General features: G+C 38.6%; 17 protein-coding genes. 10 read left to right on the plus strand and 7 right to left on the minus strand.

Annotation, left to right across the window (positions count from 1 at the left end; all coding sequences use genetic code 11):
- Positions 1–95 precede the first annotated feature (95 nt).
- Positions 96–956, plus strand: a complete 861-nt coding sequence (locus tag ACWM35_RS03455) for a DegV family protein (RefSeq protein WP_454815502.1) — start codon at positions 96–98, stop codon at positions 954–956.
- A 67-nt stretch (positions 957–1,023) separates the two neighbouring features.
- Here the strand turns inward: ACWM35_RS03455 and ACWM35_RS03460 are convergent, their stop codons facing one another.
- On the minus strand, positions 1,024–1,155 hold the full coding sequence (locus tag ACWM35_RS03460; protein WP_454815504.1) for a DUF3941 domain-containing protein: 132 nt from the start codon (positions 1,153–1,155) through the stop codon (positions 1,024–1,026).
- Positions 1,156–1,225: 70 nt separating this feature from the next.
- On the minus strand, positions 1,226–2,089 hold the full coding sequence (locus ACWM35_RS03465; protein ID WP_454815506.1) for a CvfB family protein: 864 nt from the start codon (positions 2,087–2,089) through the stop codon (positions 1,226–1,228).
- Positions 2,090–2,210: 121 nt separating this feature from the next.
- Between ACWM35_RS03465 and ACWM35_RS03470 the strand changes: the two genes are divergently transcribed.
- Positions 2,211–2,702 carry a YajQ family cyclic di-GMP-binding protein gene (locus ACWM35_RS03470; protein ID WP_454815508.1) on the plus strand — a complete coding sequence of 164 codons (492 nt, stop codon included), beginning with the start codon at positions 2,211–2,213 and terminating at the stop codon, positions 2,700–2,702.
- 141 nt (positions 2,703–2,843) lie between these two features.
- Entirely contained in the window at positions 2,844–3,713 is an 870-nt protein-coding gene (locus tag ACWM35_RS03475; protein ID WP_454815510.1) for an SDR family oxidoreductase, read from the plus strand.
- A gap of 45 nt (positions 3,714–3,758) precedes the next feature.
- Here ACWM35_RS03475 and ACWM35_RS03480 read toward each other — a convergent pair whose 3' ends face one another.
- Positions 3,759–5,288 carry an alpha-amylase family glycosyl hydrolase gene (locus ACWM35_RS03480; protein WP_454815512.1) on the minus strand — a complete coding sequence of 510 codons (1,530 nt, stop codon included), beginning with the start codon at positions 5,286–5,288 and terminating at the stop codon, positions 3,759–3,761.
- 65 nt (positions 5,289–5,353) lie between these two features.
- Entirely contained in the window at positions 5,354–7,201 is a 1,848-nt protein-coding gene (gene asnB / locus ACWM35_RS03485; RefSeq protein WP_454815514.1) for an asparagine synthase (glutamine-hydrolyzing), read from the minus strand.
- 170 nt (positions 7,202–7,371) lie between these two features.
- Here asnB and ACWM35_RS03490 point away from each other — a divergent pair, with 170 nt between their 5' ends.
- The gene (locus ACWM35_RS03490) at positions 7,372–7,935 is read left to right on the plus strand and encodes a DUF2777 domain-containing protein (RefSeq protein ID WP_454815516.1); all 564 of its coding nucleotides are present in this window, start codon (positions 7,372–7,374) and stop codon (positions 7,933–7,935) included.
- Positions 7,936–8,092: 157 nt separating this feature from the next.
- On the opposite strand, the gene ACWM35_RS03495 is transcribed toward ACWM35_RS03490, so the two are convergent.
- Positions 8,093–8,449 (minus strand): YisL family protein, encoded by a 357-nt coding sequence (locus ACWM35_RS03495; protein ID WP_454815518.1) that lies wholly within the window; start codon positions 8,447–8,449, stop codon positions 8,093–8,095.
- Positions 8,450–8,617: 168 nt separating this feature from the next.
- On the opposite strand from ACWM35_RS03495, the gene ACWM35_RS03500 reads away from it, so the two are divergent.
- The 6 genes from ACWM35_RS03500 to ACWM35_RS03525 all read left to right on the plus strand — a co-directional run bounded on the left by ACWM35_RS03500 (position 8,618) and on the right by ACWM35_RS03525 (position 10,560).
- On the plus strand, positions 8,618–8,842 hold the full coding sequence (locus tag ACWM35_RS03500; RefSeq protein ID WP_454815520.1) for a spore germination protein: 225 nt from the start codon (positions 8,618–8,620) through the stop codon (positions 8,840–8,842).
- Between the two features lie 17 nt (positions 8,843–8,859).
- Entirely contained in the window at positions 8,860–9,078 is a 219-nt protein-coding gene (locus tag ACWM35_RS03505; RefSeq protein WP_454815522.1) for a spore germination protein GerPB, read from the plus strand.
- A 29-nt stretch (positions 9,079–9,107) separates the two neighbouring features.
- The gene (gerPC, locus tag ACWM35_RS03510) at positions 9,108–9,719 is read left to right on the plus strand and encodes a spore germination protein GerPC (protein ID WP_454815524.1); all 612 of its coding nucleotides are present in this window, start codon (positions 9,108–9,110) and stop codon (positions 9,717–9,719) included.
- Complete coding sequence (locus ACWM35_RS03515; protein ID WP_454815526.1) at positions 9,716–9,886, plus strand: spore gernimation protein GerPD; 171 nt, start codon at positions 9,716–9,718, stop codon at positions 9,884–9,886. The genes gerPC and ACWM35_RS03515 overlap by 4 nt, the downstream gene beginning before the upstream one ends.
- Positions 9,887–9,897: 11 nt before the next feature.
- Entirely contained in the window at positions 9,898–10,278 is a 381-nt protein-coding gene (locus ACWM35_RS03520; RefSeq protein ID WP_454815527.1) for a spore germination protein GerPE, read from the plus strand.
- 63 nt (positions 10,279–10,341) lie between these two features.
- Complete coding sequence (locus tag ACWM35_RS03525) at positions 10,342–10,560, plus strand: spore germination protein (RefSeq protein WP_454815529.1); 219 nt, start codon at positions 10,342–10,344, stop codon at positions 10,558–10,560.
- 40 nt (positions 10,561–10,600) lie between these two features.
- On the opposite strand, the gene addA is transcribed toward ACWM35_RS03525, so the two are convergent.
- Both addA and addB read right to left on the minus strand, forming a co-directional pair.
- Entirely contained in the window at positions 10,601–14,380 is a 3,780-nt protein-coding gene (gene addA, locus ACWM35_RS03530) for a helicase-exonuclease AddAB subunit AddA (protein ID WP_454815531.1), read from the minus strand.
- On the minus strand, positions 14,373–17,855 hold the full coding sequence (gene addB, locus ACWM35_RS03535) for a helicase-exonuclease AddAB subunit AddB (RefSeq protein WP_454815533.1): 3,483 nt from the start codon (positions 17,853–17,855) through the stop codon (positions 14,373–14,375). Before addB ends, addA begins: the two co-directional genes overlap by 8 nt.
- Positions 17,856–18,003: the final 148 nt, after the last annotated feature.

An 18,003-nucleotide genomic window follows, 5' to 3' on the forward strand; every position in this document is an offset into this window, starting at 1 on the left:
TATCAAATAAGTATTTGTTCATTGTTTTTTTTTAGTGAAACCGATAAACTGATACTATCAATAAAACAATAAAAGCTTGAAAGCAGGTGAGCTAAATGCAAGTAAAAATACTAGCTGACAGCGCATGCGATTTACCAAAAGAATACTACGGAGAATCTAACGTTACATTATTTCCATTAAAGGTTCATATTAACGGAGAAGAATATGAAGATGTCAAGACGATTGATTCGAAAGCAGTATATGATGCCATCCGCAATGGTGAAGTTCCAAAAACCTCACAAGTCTCTCCTCAATTATTTGAAGATGTCTTTACAAAAATGGCTGAAAATAATGAAGATGGAATTTATATTGCTTTTTCTTCTGAACTATCAGGTACATATCAGACATCTGTTATGATTCTTGACCAAGTTAAGGAAAAATATCCAAACTTTAATTTAACGATTGTCGATACAAAATGTGCTTCCCTTGGTATTGGGCTTATCGTGCAAGAAGCAGCAAGGCTTGCGGCGGAAAATGCCTCTAAAGAAGAAATTTTAACGGCTATCAGGTTCCGTAGCCAACATATGGAACATCTGTTTACGGTTGAGGACTTAGACTATTTAGCAAAGGGTGGCCGAGTCTCCAAAGCATCTGCCTTTTTAGGAGGACTGCTGAATATTAAACCTATCCTTAATGTTGAAGATGGAAAACTGGTACCGATTGAAAAAATCCGCGGAAAAAAGAAGGTTTATCGACGTTTAATTGAATTAATGAAAGAACGCGGCGAGGCATATAGCGAACAGATTGTTGGAATCAGTCATGCTGATACCGAAGAGGCAGCATTAGAAGTGAAAGCAATGATTGAAGAAGAGTTACATCCAAAAGAGGTTTATATTTCATCCATTGGCTCGGCAATTGGAGCGCATACCGGTGCAGGGACGATTTCAATCTTCTTTTTAAATAAACTCCCATCATAATAAAAAATAAGCGGGCTCCCGCTTATTTTTTTGTCTAACTCCAGCACCTAAGCGCTGGAGCTTTTCTTTATTTATGATCTGTTTTCTTTGAATATTGATTTTTTCCAGCCTGGCGATTTTTTTCACGCATCATGTTTTTTTCGTGTCTCATGGCATTATGATCTTGGGCTTTTTTATCATTATCAGATGTATGCGGCATATCCTTACCCCTTTCAAAATTTCTACAGTTTATTGTCTGCTATTTGGATAGGGAGTATGTAATATGAACGTTAATCTTTTTTTACATATGTCCAGCTACCTTCCTGATAGACCTTCCCTTCTTTCATCAGCTTTCCAAGCGCACGTTTAAAAGCACCTTTACTTAATTGAAACCGTTCTTGAATATCTTCAGGCATACTTTTATCATTGTAAGGCATTGCACCGTTCCGACTCATTAAATATTCATAAATGCGTTCCGCATCAAGATCCTGAGCTTCTCCCTTTCGTGCAAGTAGAGAAACATTAATGGTTCCATCTTCTTTTATATCAATAATTCTTCCCTCAACTTTTTCACCTAAGCGCGGCTCAATTGTACGTTGTGACTCATGGATGAAACCTTTATAGCCCTCAATGGTAAAAACCCAGCTTCCAACCTTTGCAGTTCGATAAATGTGACCTTGAATATTTTTATTAAAATCTTTCCGGGTTGCTTCGGTGGATATTGATTGAATAATCGGATCGGTGGCCAGCTTTGCATAAAGCAGATTGTTTCGATCAACCTTTAAGGTGATGTAAAGCAGATCACCTACAGCAGGCCATACCGTCTTATGAACCGGAAGGTCGTCTGCACCTAGTAGTAGATCTTTTTTCAGACCAATATCTAAAAACACGCCAATCCTAGGATTTGTGTCGACCACTTTGACCCAAGCATATCGGCCAATAGAAATTTCCGGAATGGTTGTAGAAGCAGATAATCTTCCTTGCGAATCGCTAAAGAGAAACACCTCTACCTCTTCGTCAAGCTCATATTCCCGATCTGATTCATTTATATGGAGTAATACATCTTCTGTCCCATTTGTTAAAAAATAGCCAAAATCAGCTATACGTGCAACGGTTAAAGTAGTTGTTTGACCAATCAGTTCTTTTAAATCCATTATTATTCCCCTTTTTGTAGGTGGTTGTTTGACTTGCTATATTTTACTATAATGAAGCCATAAAGGGAAACTTTAGCAGGAAATCTACATACTGTTAAAATTATTTATTGGAGGTATTATTATGTCTAAAGATAGTTCATTTGATATTGTATCCAAAGTGGAATTTTCTGAAGTCACAAATGCTATTACGGCAACAATGAAGGAAATAAAAACTCGTTATGATTTTAAAGGCAGTAAAAGTGATGTCACACTGGATAAAGAAGAACTTGTTCTCATTTCGGACGATGAGTATAAAATGGATCAACTTAAAGACGTCTTGATGAGCAAAATGATCAAAAGAGGGCTTCCGATCAAAAACCTCGATTATGGTAAGGTTGAAAAAGCCTCTGGCGGAACCGTCCGTCAAAGAGCAAAGCTTGTTCAAGGCATCGATAAGGAAAATGCAAAAAAAATTAATACGATTATTAAAAATAGCGGTGTTAAGGTAAAAAGCCAGGTGCAGGATGATCAAGTCCGCGTAAGTGGTAAAAACCGTGATGATCTGCAAAAGATTATTTCATTGGTACGTGAAGCAGACCTAACCGTTGATGTCCAATTTATAAATTATCGTTAATCAGAAAAGCGGTAGCTCCTAGGCGCTGGAGCTAGACAAAATTTTTGAAGTCGAAGGAAATTCATCCTTCGGCTTTTTTCATTCATAATTTCGTTCAATTTCCCCAAAACTAATTTGGACAAAAAAGTGGAGGTAGATTGGATGAATAACCAAAAGCAGCAAAAAAAGGCATTTCCACCCCAACATCAAAATCAACAGCCTGGAATTGAAAGTGAGATGACCCCTCATCCGATTTCAATCGATCCGAACTATATAAGCGCTGGAAAACTAAAAGGAAAATCGGCCATTATCACTGGCGGTGATAGCGGTATTGGGAAATCAGTGGCCATCTATTTTGCCAAAGAAGGCGCGAATGTAGCTATCGTCTACCTAAATGAACATCAGGATGCCGAAGAAACAAAGAAGTTGGTCGAAGCGGAAGGAGTACAATGTCTGCTCATTGCCGACGATATTGGAAGTGAGGATGTATGTAAAGATATCGTCAATAAGACGATAAAGCAATTTGGGACAATTGATATTTTAGTTAACAATGCTGCCGAACAGCACCCTCAGAAAAGCCTATTAAATATTACTTCAGCCCAGTTGGAAAAAACGTTTAAAACAAATATCTTTTCTTATTTTTATATGGCAAAAATGGTCCTTCCTCATTTAAAAAATGGGGCAGTCATCATTAATACAGCTTCGATAACTGCCTATGAAGGGCATGATCAATTAATCGATTACTCCGCCACAAAAGGGGCAATCGTTACGTTCACACGTTCTTTGGCCAAATCACTAGCACCACAAGGTATTAGAGTGAACGGGGTTGCCCCTGGTCCAATTTGGACACCACTTATCCCTTCGACCTTTACGGAAGATCAAGTTGCCACTTTTGGCACTAGTACGCCTCTTGGAAGAGCTGGCCAGCCATATGAACTCGCTCCAGCTTATATTTACCTGGCATCCGATGACTCATCCTATGTAAGCGGACAAATACTGCACGTAAATGGGGGTACAGTTATTAACGGGTAAAGAACATGAGCTTCCTTATATTAAGTAAGGAAGCTCATTTCTTATTTATTCTACTTGATTCTTTTTCCTTCTCTTAAGAATCTGAAAAAGGAAAATCATAAATAAAAGATAGACAACAATTAGTGATCCAACTAGGGTCCAATTGATCCCGCTTTTATCAGCTAATACATAAATTTCAGCTTCATCACGATCAATGATGATGTCATATTGATTCTCTTCGCTGCGAGCAAGATCACCTTTCAGTAATCCACGAAGCTCTTTTCCACCTTCAAGCTGGTCATCCGTTAATGTAACTGTTTGTGATTCACTGGTATTATTAACGGCAATAACCGCCGTTTCATTTTGGTATACACGCTTATAAACAGCCATTCCATCCTGTTCATAAAGCATTTCCATCGTACCTTTTGTCAAAGAGGGAAGCTGATTTCTTAATTCGCCAAGCTTTGTAATAAAATCAATAAGCTCTTTTTCAGTTCTAAAGTTCATTTGCTTCCGATTATCGGGAGTCTCCCCACCATTTAAGGCAATTTCGCTTCCATAATAAACGAAGGGAATTCCCGGGACAGTATATGTATAGGCTAAAGCCGTTTTCCAACGAGCTCCTGGAAAATGTCGATTCTCAACAATGTCCCATGTAAACCTAGACGTTATCTCATTATCAAAAAAGTTTACAGTTAATGGCGGACCCTGCTCCTTGTCGATATTTGAGTAAAGCGGTTTAAACGATTGATCAGTGCGGGCAAAGACATTACGTAGTTCATTACTCTTCTTGTAATCAAATATGCTGTCGATTCCAGCATTTTCATATTGCTTCTGATCTAGCCTCCCCTTTGTTGAAGGGATACCAACGAGTAAAAATCCATCATTTTCTTTTTTTACAGCATCTGAAAAATTACGTAAAAAACTGATTGGCACATGATTTACCTCTGGGAGACTAAAACCATCAATTTTAGTTTGTTCTATCCACCATTTCGCTGCTTCAATTAAATACTGTTCTACTTCTTTATTGCTTTGGTCAAGATCAGGAAGATCATTCACCCATCCTTGTTCCATTTCTTGCTGATCCTCCCAATTAGTAATTCCTTGTTGAGGATGGAACCAATCCTGTTTTGCCGAATCTTTCACCCATGGATGATCCTCGGAAACATTATTCGTAACAAAATCAATGATGACCTTCATATCTCGTTTATGTGCTTCATTCACTAGTTTCTTAAATGTTTTTACAGAGCCAAAATGCTCGTCCGTTTGATAGAAATCATTTATCCAATAACCATGGTAGCCGCCATCTGTGTTATCGAAAATCGACGTCAGACGTATGGCAGTATATCCCATATCCTGTAGGTACTCTAATTTATCGATAATCCCTTGGAAATCTCCCCCGTTATAGGCTAAAGGATCTTGCGTATTCACATCGTGATCATTTTTCGTATCGCCATTGTTAAAGCGATCAACCATTAATGAATATACCGTCTCTTCCTGCCAAAGCCGCTCTTCTTTCTGGGCTAAAGCATCAGTTGGATTTAAAGCTAAAAGTAAACAAGTAATTAAAATGAGTGTAATAAAAGTTTTTTTCATGTTCATCCCCTTCTCTACACTCATTTTAATCTAATCATCCTACGAATCCAAATATTATACTGTGGTTAATTCACTATATTAATATTATAATCTTTAAACCAGATATGAAGCTGGACAAAGTATGCCAGTAACTGCGGACCTGTCATTAATTGCCCAAACCACGGTTCTTTGAAGGAATTCCCTCCTGACTGAACTAAATTTGTCAGTAACTGACGATCAAACAATTCAAAGAGAATGGATGACTTATCCAATGTGATTTCCTCCATCAGCTTCTGAACAGCAAACGTATACTCCGGATTATGTGTTTTAGGATAAGGGCTCTTCTTGCGATAAAGAACCTCTTCATGTAGAAACCCTTCAAATGCTTTGCGGAGAAGTCCCTTTTCCCTGTTTCCATACATTTTGATTTCCCATGGAATGTTCCATGCATATTCAACGAGACGATGATCAGCAAATGGTACCCTAACCTCAAGGCTGGCCCCCATGCTCATCCGGTCCTTGCGATCTAATAATGTCGTCATAAAATGAGTCATATTAATATAAAAAAGCTCCCGCCGCTTCGCTTCTTCTACACTTTCTCCAGCTAATTTTGGTGTTTCCGCGATTGCTTGATTATATTTATCCAATACATAATCCTTCAATTTCAATTTTTTCTGCCAATCTGCCCTTAATAACTGATTCCGTTCATTGACAGAACGCATCCATGGAAATCCGGGCCGCTCCAAATCTTGCTTCCGATGAAACCACGGGTACCCTCCAAATATTTCATCGGCACACTCACCAGAAAGACTGACAACAAAGTCTTTTTTTATTTCCTTACAAAACCAGAGTAAGGAAGAATCAACATCGGCCATCCCAGGGCAATCCCGTACATGGACGGCTTCTGTTAAATCCTTCACTAATTGTTGCTGAGAAATAGTTTTAAAATGATGTTTTGTATTAAATTGCTCTGAGACAAGCTTAATCCATTTTTCATCAGAATTTGGCTGAAATTCATTCGCTTTAAAAAACTGATCATTTCCTTCATAGTCAATGGAATAAGTATGAAGCTGCCCTTTTCCGCTGCTCTCAAATTCTTTGGCTGCAATCGCGGTAATGATACTTGAGTCAAGACCCCCTGATAGGAAGGTAGACAATGGAACATCGGAGACTAGTTGTCTAGTAACAGCATCTGTAACTAAAAAACGGACCTTTTCTGCCGTTTCATCTACATTATCCTTATGTTCGCAGCTCTCTACATTCCAATAGCGCCAAGTTTTCAATCCCTTTTTTGAAAAAGTTAGAGCATGGGCAGGCTTTAACTCTTTAATTCCTTTGAAAATTCCTGAACCAGGTGTTCTTGAGGGTCCCATCCCAAAAATCTCAGCAAGCCCTTCACGATCCAGTTCTGCTTTCATTCCTGGATTTGCTAAGATTGCCTTGATTTCGGAGGCAAAGATGATCCCCTTATTCATTTCCGTAAAGAATAACGGTTTTACCCCTAATCGATCCCTGCCGATAAAGAGCTGTTCTTTCAGTGAATCCCAAATCGCAAATGCATAGATTCCATTTAAATGATTGACACATTCTTCCGCCCATTCTATATAGGCAGTTAACAGAACTTCTGTATCAGAATGACCATTGAAAGAATATCCTTTAGTAAGGAGAACTTTGCGGATATCTTCAGTATTGTACAATTCACCATTGTAACAAATGGTGTAATTATTACCTTCCTTTTGTTTTGTCATTGGCTGTCTTCCGCCTTCAGGGTCAACAACAATCAGCCGCTTATGACCAAAACCAACATGAGTTTGGGTCCAAAGATTTGTTTCATCGGGTCCTCTCTTTGCAAGGGTTTTTGTCATTTTCTCAATGATGTCTTTTTCAAATCTAAGATCTTTTGAAAAATCCACCCAACCAGATACTCCGCACATAAATCAATCTCCTCTCTCCAGTTACCGTTTGTACTGGATGTTCATTACATGCTTTTATTCTATTCAGCCCAGAAAAATTGGTAAATTGTCCAATTTAAAGATAAACAAGTTATAAAATTTATCAAAGATGTCTACAAAGAAAATGAAAGCATTTGGCACGGAGGTTAAACATGAATCGACAGCAAAGAATGAGACTATATGATTTTCAATTAAGAGCTTATAATGAAGGAACTGTTGAACAAATTAACGATCAATGGATCTTTTTCGATGAGGAAACAGAAGAAGCAGCGATGATGGATGATTACCTTCAGCAAGAAATTGAAATCTTTCGATTGAACCGCTGGAGGAAAGGAATCTTAATGGAATCAGGAAAGATACGGTGCGGTAACGAATTAATCATGCTTCGGGACCATGATCAAGTTAGGATAAGGAAACATTTAATTTACTCATTGGAAAGATTATTAGAGGGGATTAATGATGATGCCTTTATTCAATTTGTCACTACTTTAAATTCACTTGATTTTTCCATTTATGATTGTATCTATTGTTATAACCACTTATCTTTCTTATCAGATGACAATCGGAAAGATGGGGTTAATTTTATTGTCTTTGATAATCAAGAACAAATATGTAATGTCCAACATCATTTTTGCTACTTTGAAAAGGTAAATGATCGCTTTGAATTTACGTTAAATACAGGCAAACGACTAGTGATTGAGAAAATCATCTCATAGAAAAAGGCTGCTAAATTTTAGCAGCTTTTTTTCTAATCCAGCTTCAGCGCCTAGGGGCTCGGGGTAATAAGCCAATCCGTCAAGAAGGTCAAAAAGCGACCTTCTTGACGGCTCGTCTTATGCCTGTCGCCCCTGGACAAGGCACTTCCGCTTTTTATTATGGGTTTAGAAAAGACATAGGTAAGGAGAATCCTAAGTATAATACTAAGGCTAATGCGATGACAAACTGAATCCAAAATACTTTCGTATTTCTTCCACTAATTGTACGGGATAAGATCATTTCAAATAGTCCAATTACCCATAAACCAACGATGGCTTTCAATATATACATGAGAGTGATGTTATGAACCTGAGTTAGCATCAAAATCCCAGTAGCAAGAATGACCAAATATAACACTCTTAAAATCATTTGGACTATTTTAGCACCTTTTGCCTTTCCGCCTTTAATTAAGAAAAGTGCAACTACAAATAAAATGAGCGCTAAAACCCATCCCGTAATATGACCATGAATCATTCAATGTTCCTCCTTATGTATAAACACATTATTCGACAATATCATAACATAGCCACCATTAAAATACGAAATAATTAAACCTTTCAGCGAAGCTTTTTAGGCGAATGTATCACATTACCCAAACCCATACATAAGATAATAGGAGAATAAAGGAAAAGGGTGTTGTTTATGCCAGCAATTGTGGGAGTTGCACAGGTCATTTCAATTGGAAGCAGCTCGGTTTTTCATATAGGTGATGTTTACAAGATTATGCCGTTCTCTTCCGCAAAAACTTTCTCTGGTGCTGGTTCCTTTAATACAGGTGAAAGTTTAAGAGTGAATAATAATAATTTAAGTAATACGAACACTTACGATTCAGATATCATCGATCAAGGAAATTTCCTTAATGCATAAGGAATAGGTGGTTAAGCATGAATTTTTATATCCAGCAGTCCATTCAAATCCATTTTATTAAGATTGATAGTATAACGAATTCTTCTGTCCTGCAAATTGGCAGTGCTGGAATGATCAAACCTTCTACTCATCTATATAATACAGGGGGGTTTACCGAGCCAGCTCCTATGGCTGGAGCTGCTCCTTCAGGAGGGATGCACTCTAGTATTGCCGTGCCTTTGACAAGCTCGCAATAGGGGTAGTTGATACACAGTGAGGTGATGGTATGTATCAGGATTATTCTCAATTTTTTCAATGGGTACAGCTGACCCTACAATCACAGGAAAATAAAATTGCTGCTCTGGAAAAAACGATTCAAAAAATGCACGAAGAAATAAAACAATTAAAGGAAAAGCCCCATATTCAAGTAGATAAGATTGAATATAAATTTGATCAATTAAAGGTTGAAACCCTTGAGGGAACGTTAAACATTGGCTTAAATCCTTCAGATTTGTCTTCTATAGAGGACTTTGCCGTTCAAAATCAATCAGTAGCTACACCTGTTTCGCCAAAAGTAAAAATGCAGCGATCGATGGTCATTGAAGAAACAATATATCGGTATTTAGAGACAGAACTTCCAATAGTATATGAAGAAATGTTAAAAGAATTAAATGTTCGTTTGGATGGCTCTTATTTAGAATTTATTAAACAAGATATTATTAAACAACTGCCAAGCAGGATTGATTTCCATTTAAAAACTTCAGCTGGTAAAGAGCATGATAGTCACTCTAATCCTGAGGGGACCATTATTGACTTGTTAAAGAAAGAAATTAAAAACGGTATGATGATTTTTATAAATCATCTTCCAGAGAATGTGAAAGGAATGAATACCCAATGATCTTTGAGGTCTATAATCGCGATCTTCATGTCGATACCATCAGTATTCTTGGAGTCGCCAGTTCTTCTTTAGTCCTAGTAGGAGATACTGAAACCATTCAATTAGCCTCTACTTTTGACACACCACCGGAGTCACTCATAATTGGACCATTTGTTCCACTTTTTTAGGAGGGATTCTGATGCTTCAGAGAACTTCTGTTGTCGATGTACTTAAAATAACTTCAGCATCTTTTTCCTCTACGATCCAGCTGGGTGATTCAAAAATCATTAACGGGGCTTCTCGTGCCTTAGCGGTCCAACGGGAGGCAGATGTGTTTTATGGGAATGAAGGGAATTTTTCTGCATACTCTGTGTTCACAGAGCCCATTCCTTTTCAACCTATAACGGAACAGCTAAAAATGTCTGTTCAAAATTTAAAGCCATTAATTAAGGTTAATAATATTTCTATCCTAGCAATGTCTTCAGCTGCCATCCTTCAGGTGGGGAATAGTGAAATGGTCTCACTTGAAGCCAGAGTAAAACATATTAGGCAGCTATTCCATAAAGAGGATGAACAGTGACAAGGTCTTAGGCATATGCTAAATAGTATTAATTGAAGTTCCTATAGAGAAGGATGTTTTTTCATGCCAGCGATTATTGGCCCAGTACAAATCATTAATGTAAGTGGAGGCATTGTCCAATTTGGAGATACGGTCTATATCTCTCCTAAAAGTGCCGCAAAAACATTTGCGGGATCAGGGGGTTTTAATACAGGAGCGATTATTATCACAGCCAGTGGTTTAAGTGGCACCAATGTACTTGATACCAATTTGGTCGATCAGCCAATTGCCGGGAATAATTAAAAAACGACATAACCAAGACGCGGTTATGTCGTTTTCTATTTTACTTTTCCAGTTGTAAACTATGTGCACCATCAAAGAAAAATAAATATCTTTCATTTATTTTTCTTTTCCAGATTTGTTCTAATGCTTTTGTGTATAGATTAATTTGCAGCTTATATCTTTCTTCAAGGATAGGTTTTGCCTGCTCGAAACCGCCTTTATAACGATCGGTTATGCCATCTGATTTAAAGTCGACCAGGACGAGTCCCTTTTCATCTTCAAAAACACAATCAATAATCCCTTGTACAAATATTGATTCATCATCACCCTTCCAAGAAGGATAGACAAGAGAGGCAGGTAACGCGAGGGTAAATGGAATTTCTCGATTCACTGTTATTGCGTTAGTCATTCTCTTTCCTAATTCAGATTGGAAGAATTCAAAAATTAGCTTTGAATCGACTACCTCCGCCTGTTCGGGGGTTAGTAATTCATTGTCTACCATCCACTTCACTTGATCTTCAATCGAGGTCAAGCTAATTGGCTTTGTTAAATCCACATGCTGCATAACCATATGGAGCGTCGTCCCACGCTCAGCAGGACTTAACGATTTCTCCTGCATAAACTTTGGCCGTTTAATAATGGATTTTTTAAATTTACTGATCAGCTCTGTACCACTATGCTCATCAGATATCTCTCTTTGCCGTTTTATTTCAGATACCGATTGTTTGGAGCGATGCAACGCTGCTTCATTAAATGCATACTCCCAGGTTAAGCGTGATTTAATTTCTGCTTCGTATGGAGATTGGAACGGAACCTTTTCCTTTTTCTCCACTAAGTCAAGGTAATCGTCCTTTTCAATCGCTGTCTCCATTTCTTGATTTTTAATTTCTTCCGCAGACAGGAGTGAAACTTTCCATGATGATGGATGACAAGTAATCTCCTCGGAAACAAGAGAGCCAGTATTTCCCTCTTTCCTTAAATTACTACAGTCTTGATGTCTGATTAACGCTGGTCCAATCCAATCTATATAGCTGTTTGCTGCGGCCCTCTCATAATCCTGGAGGAGCCACTCTTGATTTGTAACCGCTTCATTCCATTCATCGATTGTTTTATCTGCATCCTTTAATGTTCCAACTAAATATAGCTTTTCCTTAGCTCTTGTTAATGCAACATAGAGAACGCGCATCTCCTCGGCAAGCATTTCCATTTTCTTTTTCCTTTTAAAAGCAATTTGCGGCAGTGAAGGATAGGTAATCCGTTTAGCTGCATTAACATATTTGGCTGCAAATCCAAAGTCCTTATCGAGCATATAAGATTTACGAATATCCATCATATTAAAGGTCCGCGATAACCCTGCAATAAACACGACTGGGAATTCCAAACCTTTACTGCTGTGAATCGTCATCATGCGGACGACATCTTCTTGCTCACCAAGTGCTCTGGCTGCACCAAGATCGTCGCCTCTTTCCATCATTCGTTCAACAAACCGTAAAAAGCGAAACAATCCCCTGAATGATGTTTTTTCATATTGACGTGCCCTATCATACAAGGCTCTTAAATTAGCTTGCCGTTGCTTTCCACCTGGCAAACCTCCGGCAAAGTCATAAAATTGTGTATCCCTGTATAATTGCCAAATTAATTCCGAAAGCGCCCCTTGTCTAGCCATTGATCGCCATTCTTCCAATCGGTCATAAAAACGGCGGATTTTTTCATAGAATTCCTCTGTTCTTTCCGTTGGTGTACTCCCGCAAAATGCTCTAACAGCATCCCAAAAGGTCCCCTTCGCTTGAAGACGAACAACCGCTAATTCCTCCTCATTGAGTCCAACGATTGGTGACCGCAGCACTGAGGCCAAGGGAATATCTTGAAACGGATTATCAATGACCCGTAAGAGTGAAATCATGATCGCCACTTCTGTTGCTTCAAAATACCCAGTTGAAAGGCTCGCATAAATGGGGATTCCTTGTTGTTTGAACTCTTCCATGATTTGCGGAGCCCATGTCATCGAGCGGAGTAAAATGACCATGTCACGGTACATAATTGGTCGGTAAGATTTCGTTTTGGGATTATAAACTTGAGTTCCTTCAGCTATTAATTCTTTGATTTTTGCCGCCATCACCCTTGCTTCTAACTGTGATTTTTCTAAATCGACAGCATCAAAAAGGAAAGGATCTGGTTCATTCTCCCCCTCTTGCTCTATTGCTCCTTCCTTCACGTCATTATTTTGATTGATTAGCAAAAGCTCTACTGGATAGGGCTCATCTTCAGGATAAGGAGCTCCAGGTCTCAGCTCTGCTGCCTCATCATATTCAATCTCTCCAACCTTTACGCCCATCATTTGCTTGAATAAGTAGTTCGTTCCTTCCAGCACTTCTTTACGGCTGCGAAAATTTCGTGCTAAGTCAATTCTTAACCCCGCGTTTTCGCCATCCAGCCTGAACCTTTGATACTTTCCTAAGAATAGATTAGGCTCTGCAAGGCGAAAACGATAAATCGACTGTTTGACGTCCCCGACCATAAACCTATTGCCATTCTGTTCATCTTCTTTTGAAACGAGTTTTAAAATCGTTTCTTGGACCATATTTGTATCCTGATACTCGTCCACGAATACCTCGTTAAAATGATCACGATAGGCGCTGGCTGCTTCTGAAGGAAGAAACTCTCCCTCGGGTGATATTTCTCCCGTTAATATTTCTAAACAGTAATGTTCCAAATCCGCATAGTCTACAAGCCCTTTATCCCGCTTCGCCTTTGCAAAACGATTGGAAAAAGTACTGACAAGATGAACAAGCGTAACAATGAGCGGACTCATTTCCACCATATCATGTAAGAAACTCTCTGGCTTTCTAGAAAATAATTCATCCTTAAGATCTTGAATTTTCTTTTTTGCCTTATCGCGGAGTTTCTGTGCTTTTTCTGTTAATTCTTTATCATAATCGTCACCTTTAACAGGCTTTGCTCTCGAAAAGGACCATGTCTGCATCGCCTGAAAAAGAGTTGTCCATGATTCCTGCTTCGCACGGATTAGTGTATCAATGACATTTAGGTCATCCAAGAAATTATCTGCTCTTGGTGCAGGACCACCAGGAAGTTTTGTCAATTCTAATCCCCGTTTAATCATTTCCCTGGCTGCTTCTAATTGAAGCTCAATATCTATCATGAGCGCCTGGATAAAAGGAAGCTCCTCAGTATTCGTCACGTTCGATACATCATACATGTTAATCATTGATTGTAAATATTGCTCCGGTAATGGATTGGAACGGGCAAAATCATAAATAGAGCGGACAATCTCCATCAGCGCTGCATCACTGCGGTCACTTGTAAACGAATCAACCAATTTAAAAAATGGCTCATTATCTTTTTTTCCGTATTCCTCTTCAAAAAGTTCATCCATTACTTCATCTCTGATTAATTGGGCCTCTGTTTCATCTGCAATCCGGAAACCTGGATCTACATCTATTAGGTAATAGTACTTGCGGATGACCTCCATACAAAAGGAGTGAAGTGTCGATATCGATGCTTTATTGAGTAAACCTAGCTGTTTTCTTAAATGCCTTGACCTTGGGTCTTGATTAATTGCCTTTTCTAATGCTTCTCCGATTCGATGTCGCATCTCGGCTGCGGAGGCATTTGTAAATGTAACCACCAGCAATTCATCAACATTTATTGGTTCTTCTTCTGATAGAATTTTTTGGATAATTCTTTCGACCAATACCGCTGTTTTTCCGGATCCAGCAGCTGCTGCTACGAGGATATCTTTATTTTTTGCCATGATCGCTTTCCATTGATCCTCTGTCCAAGTTGCTCCTTCTGGCTTTGGTGGAATCACATAACTACTCATTCCCTTCCGCCTCCTTCCTAATTAATTCAAAGATGGAATCATTCGATTGTGGAGAAAGAATTCGGTAATGATTGTTTTCGATCGATTCATCAAATTGACACACCGATTTAAAAGCACAAAAGGTGCAAGGTGTTTTATCCTTTAATTTAAATGGAGCAATTTCAACCTGTCCATCGATGATGTTCTCTCCTGTTTTCTGATATAACCCACGGACAAATTTTCTTAGTTCCTCAAATTCATTGATACTTGCAACTTTAGATTTTTTCGAAAGATTTCCATCCTTTTTAATCCCGGCTGCAATAATACTTGAATCCCCAGATTCGAGCGTTTGGTCCATCATTCTAATGACATTTTGATCTGCCAGCATTAAACCGTTCATCTTAAATTTTTTCATAATTTCTTTTTCAAGTTCTTCTACCGTCAATAATTTTTTCGTATTTACCATTGGGTTATGAACATGAAAATAGAGAACTCCTGCAGGGCTCGCCTTCATTTCCACTAATTCATCTGAATGTGTCATGACGATATCCAAGTAGGTTAACATCTGTAAAGCCAGTCCATAATATACTTCACTTAAATTGACATCCTTTTCACTCGATTTATAATCGATAACCCGTAAATAGATATGATCATTGTCAGCCTTTGCCTGATCAACCCGATCGATACGACCAGCTAGTTCCATTCGTTTCCCATTTTTCAATGAGAAGGTGAGTGGCGGCAATTGTCCATTTCTTCCAAAGCTCAACTCCAAACCGATGGGAGAAAATCCACTCACTTTCGCATGTTCACTTAATACAAGTGAAGCACGGGTAATGATTTGCTCTAATTTACGTTTAATATAATGATGCCGCTCGGAGCTAAGTAAGATTTCATTTTGCAGCTTTGGTGCTAACTTCTCAACTGCCTCTCTGGCCAAGTCACCACATTGCTGCCTGGTAAGATTAGCCCAGGAAATTTTCTGCTCATTTACGATATCTGAAATATGCTTTAATGCTGCATGGAATAATTCCCCAATATCAGGTGCTTCCAATCGGAAAATTTGCCTTTCACGAAGCTTTAGTCCATGTTGAGCGAAATGAGAAAATGCACAACCATTAAACAGCTCCATCCTAGAAACACTAGCTTGAATGGTGTCACCATACAATTCATCCGCTGTCTCTTTCGATAACTTTACGGTTTGATTGGAGTAAAACAGACTTGAGAAAACTTTTTCAGCCCTCCCCTTCCAATCACTATCAAGATATAAATTATATACATCCCACCATACATCTGCGATAGGATAATTACGTTTTTTCAATTGCAGCTGAGTGTTTAAGTACGAGAGGGTCGTTGGTAAATTTGCCACAAACTGGAGCTGTGCCTCTTTCGTTAACTCAGATGGGTCTGTTACATAAGAATGTTCCTTTACGTCTGGGAACATATCTTTAAGTCTCTTAATATAGGAAGAGGGTATCAATGCTTTCCCTTCATCATTCGCAAGTGGATAGCTGACATAAAGCAACTCAGTTGGTGTAGTTAGTGCTTTATAGGCGATGAAGTTCTCATCAAGCAAGCGGGTCCTGCTGCTTGGAGCGATTGTTATACCCGCTGCTAACAGCCGTTCTCGATCTTCATCCAGCAAGATTCCATCGTCTGCGATTTTCGCTGGTAATACCCCTTCGTTTAATCCAATTACAAAAGCTGCTTTAAGATCTGAAAGCCTTGATTTCTCTAAATCCCCGATAATTACCTGGTCAAGAGCCGGTGGTATTAAGGAAAAGTGAAGGGACTCAAAGCCTGCATCTAAAATAGCGGTAAAGGATTTTAAGGAAATCGATTCATCTCCTAAGATTTCAACATACTGATCTAATAAATCAATAACGGCATTCCATACTTGTTCATGCTCTCGCATTTTTACAAGATTACCTTTTTGCTCGGCTGCCATTTTCCAGCTTTCCAGTTTTGCTGGAACATCTAACTCTTCCAAAAATAAATAGATCGCTTCACAGAGTTTTCGACCCGTATCAGCTTTATTCAAACGTCTTGACAAACGTAGAAGTGGAGCTGAAATCATGAGTTTTAACTCGTTGAGTTGCTGCTCTATCTCCTTTTCAGCATCTGTTTGAACATTTGCCTCAAATTCTAAGCCTTGAAAACGTCTGTATGTCCATCGCTCCTTTTTCGTCCATTTACTCCCCTTGACCCCGTGTGCAAGAACATAGTTTTCAAGTTTATCCATTTTTTCTCGCATTCGGCCTGCGTTTTCCTGCAATGGATATACTAATTCTGTTTTTATCACTCTAAAGACAGGCTCGTACCTCCAAAAGGAATTAATGACTTCTAGACTTGAACGAATCAATTCGATCAAAGGGTGGTTCAACATCGTCCTCTTTTGATCGATAAAAAAGGGAATCTGATAATCAGTGAATAGCGGCTCAATAAGTTCATGATAATCATTTCCATTTCTGATCAATAACCCAATATCTCGATAGCGAAAATCTTTTGTCCGGACCAATTGACGAATTTCCCGTGCGATTCCTTCAATCTCTGCACGGCGATTAGCAGCATGACCAATATGAATCGCAGTTTGTCCATGAAAAGGGATTGCCGGACGGGAATCAAACTCTTCCTCTAAATGTTGTAACGATGTCTGACTCCATTTTTGCTGTTCTGAAAGAAGAATTGGTTCTTCTATTTCAATCCCTTCAGCTTTCGCTATTTCTATAATGGAATAACATGCCTCACTTGTTAATCGAAACAAATCAAGCTCATCCGGACTAGTTTCAAAATGTGATTGATTGGAAGTTATGGCAATGGTCACCCGATTACAATGCTTCATTAACTCTTTTAAGACCATGTATTCTTGTGGTGTAAAGCTATAAAAACCATCTATATAGATTTCGGCATCTTTTAAGTAGACTGATCCTGATATTTTTTCGGAAAGCAAATGAAAATAATCCTCTGAGTCAATATATTTACCAAAGACCTCATCTTCAAATTTTCGATAAATTAATTCTAAATCGGTCAGCTTGTCTTGTAAGACTTTTGCCGCAGTCCCTTCACTGTTTGCTAATATAAGTTCTTCAGGTCTAATACAATAGCGCTTAAATTCGGTTATCATATGCTCTATTTGCTGGACAAAGCCTTGTTTATCTGCCGCCCGTTGAAATAATTTCAAATGATCCTTTTGATCTTCAATAATTTTCCGAATTAACATGTTTAAACCAACACTGCTTAAATGATAACGGCTTATGCCCCCGGTCTCTTGGAGAATCCTCCAAGCTAATCGCGAGAAGCTGTACACCTGCGCTCGTATCATACCGCCTATCGTTTGGTCAGTTACCAAGTGATATTCACTCGAAAAAGTCATCTGTTCAGGAACGATATAAATAATTGGTTTTCCATCCGGATTTGCGATCAGAGCATTTTTTATTTCATCTAGGCACAAGTTAGTTTTTCCGCTGCCGGTTCTCCCAGTGATCATTCTTAAAGACATGATGTTACCTCGCTTTCCGCTTACCTTACATTAATAATCTTGTCTTTTATTCTATCATAATATGGGCACAAACGTTTGGAATAGCATCAAGAGCTTAAATCCAAAATTGGTAATCCTTATTCTAAACTTTGGCCATAATAAAAAGCAC

It is taken from the genome of Neobacillus sp. K501, from assembly GCF_053749995.1.

Bases quoted from the DNA above. Each gene is read 5' to 3' on its own strand.
- ACWM35_RS03455 (WP_454815502.1), top strand. From the start codon at position 96: ATGCAAGTAAAAATACTAGCTGACAGCGCATGCGATTTACCAAAAGAA.
- ACWM35_RS03460 (WP_454815504.1), bottom strand. From the start codon at position 1,155: ATGCCGCATACATCTGATAATGATAAAAAAGCCCAAGATCATAATGCC.
- ACWM35_RS03465 (WP_454815506.1), bottom strand. From the start codon at position 2,089: ATGGATTTAAAAGAACTGATTGGTCAAACAACTACTTTAACCGTTGCA.
- ACWM35_RS03470 (WP_454815508.1), top strand. From the start codon at position 2,211: ATGTCTAAAGATAGTTCATTTGATATTGTATCCAAAGTGGAATTTTCT.
- ACWM35_RS03475 (WP_454815510.1), top strand. From the start codon at position 2,844: ATGAATAACCAAAAGCAGCAAAAAAAGGCATTTCCACCCCAACATCAA.
- ACWM35_RS03480 (WP_454815512.1), bottom strand. From the start codon at position 5,288: ATGAAAAAAACTTTTATTACACTCATTTTAATTACTTGTTTACTTTTA.
- asnB (WP_454815514.1), bottom strand. From the start codon at position 7,201: ATGTGCGGAGTATCTGGTTGGGTGGATTTTTCAAAAGATCTTAGATTT.
- ACWM35_RS03490 (WP_454815516.1), top strand. From the start codon at position 7,372: ATGAATCGACAGCAAAGAATGAGACTATATGATTTTCAATTAAGAGCT.
- ACWM35_RS03495 (WP_454815518.1), bottom strand. From the start codon at position 8,449: ATGATTCATGGTCATATTACGGGATGGGTTTTAGCGCTCATTTTATTT.
- ACWM35_RS03500 (WP_454815520.1), top strand. From the start codon at position 8,618: ATGCCAGCAATTGTGGGAGTTGCACAGGTCATTTCAATTGGAAGCAGC.
- ACWM35_RS03505 (WP_454815522.1), top strand. From the start codon at position 8,860: ATGAATTTTTATATCCAGCAGTCCATTCAAATCCATTTTATTAAGATT.
- gerPC (WP_454815524.1), top strand. From the start codon at position 9,108: ATGTATCAGGATTATTCTCAATTTTTTCAATGGGTACAGCTGACCCTA.
- ACWM35_RS03515 (WP_454815526.1), top strand. From the start codon at position 9,716: ATGATCTTTGAGGTCTATAATCGCGATCTTCATGTCGATACCATCAGT.
- ACWM35_RS03520 (WP_454815527.1), top strand. From the start codon at position 9,898: ATGCTTCAGAGAACTTCTGTTGTCGATGTACTTAAAATAACTTCAGCA.
- ACWM35_RS03525 (WP_454815529.1), top strand. From the start codon at position 10,342: ATGCCAGCGATTATTGGCCCAGTACAAATCATTAATGTAAGTGGAGGC.
- addA (WP_454815531.1), bottom strand. From the start codon at position 14,380: ATGAGTAGTTATGTGATTCCACCAAAGCCAGAAGGAGCAACTTGGACA.
- addB (WP_454815533.1), bottom strand. From the start codon at position 17,855: ATGTCTTTAAGAATGATCACTGGGAGAACCGGCAGCGGAAAAACTAAC.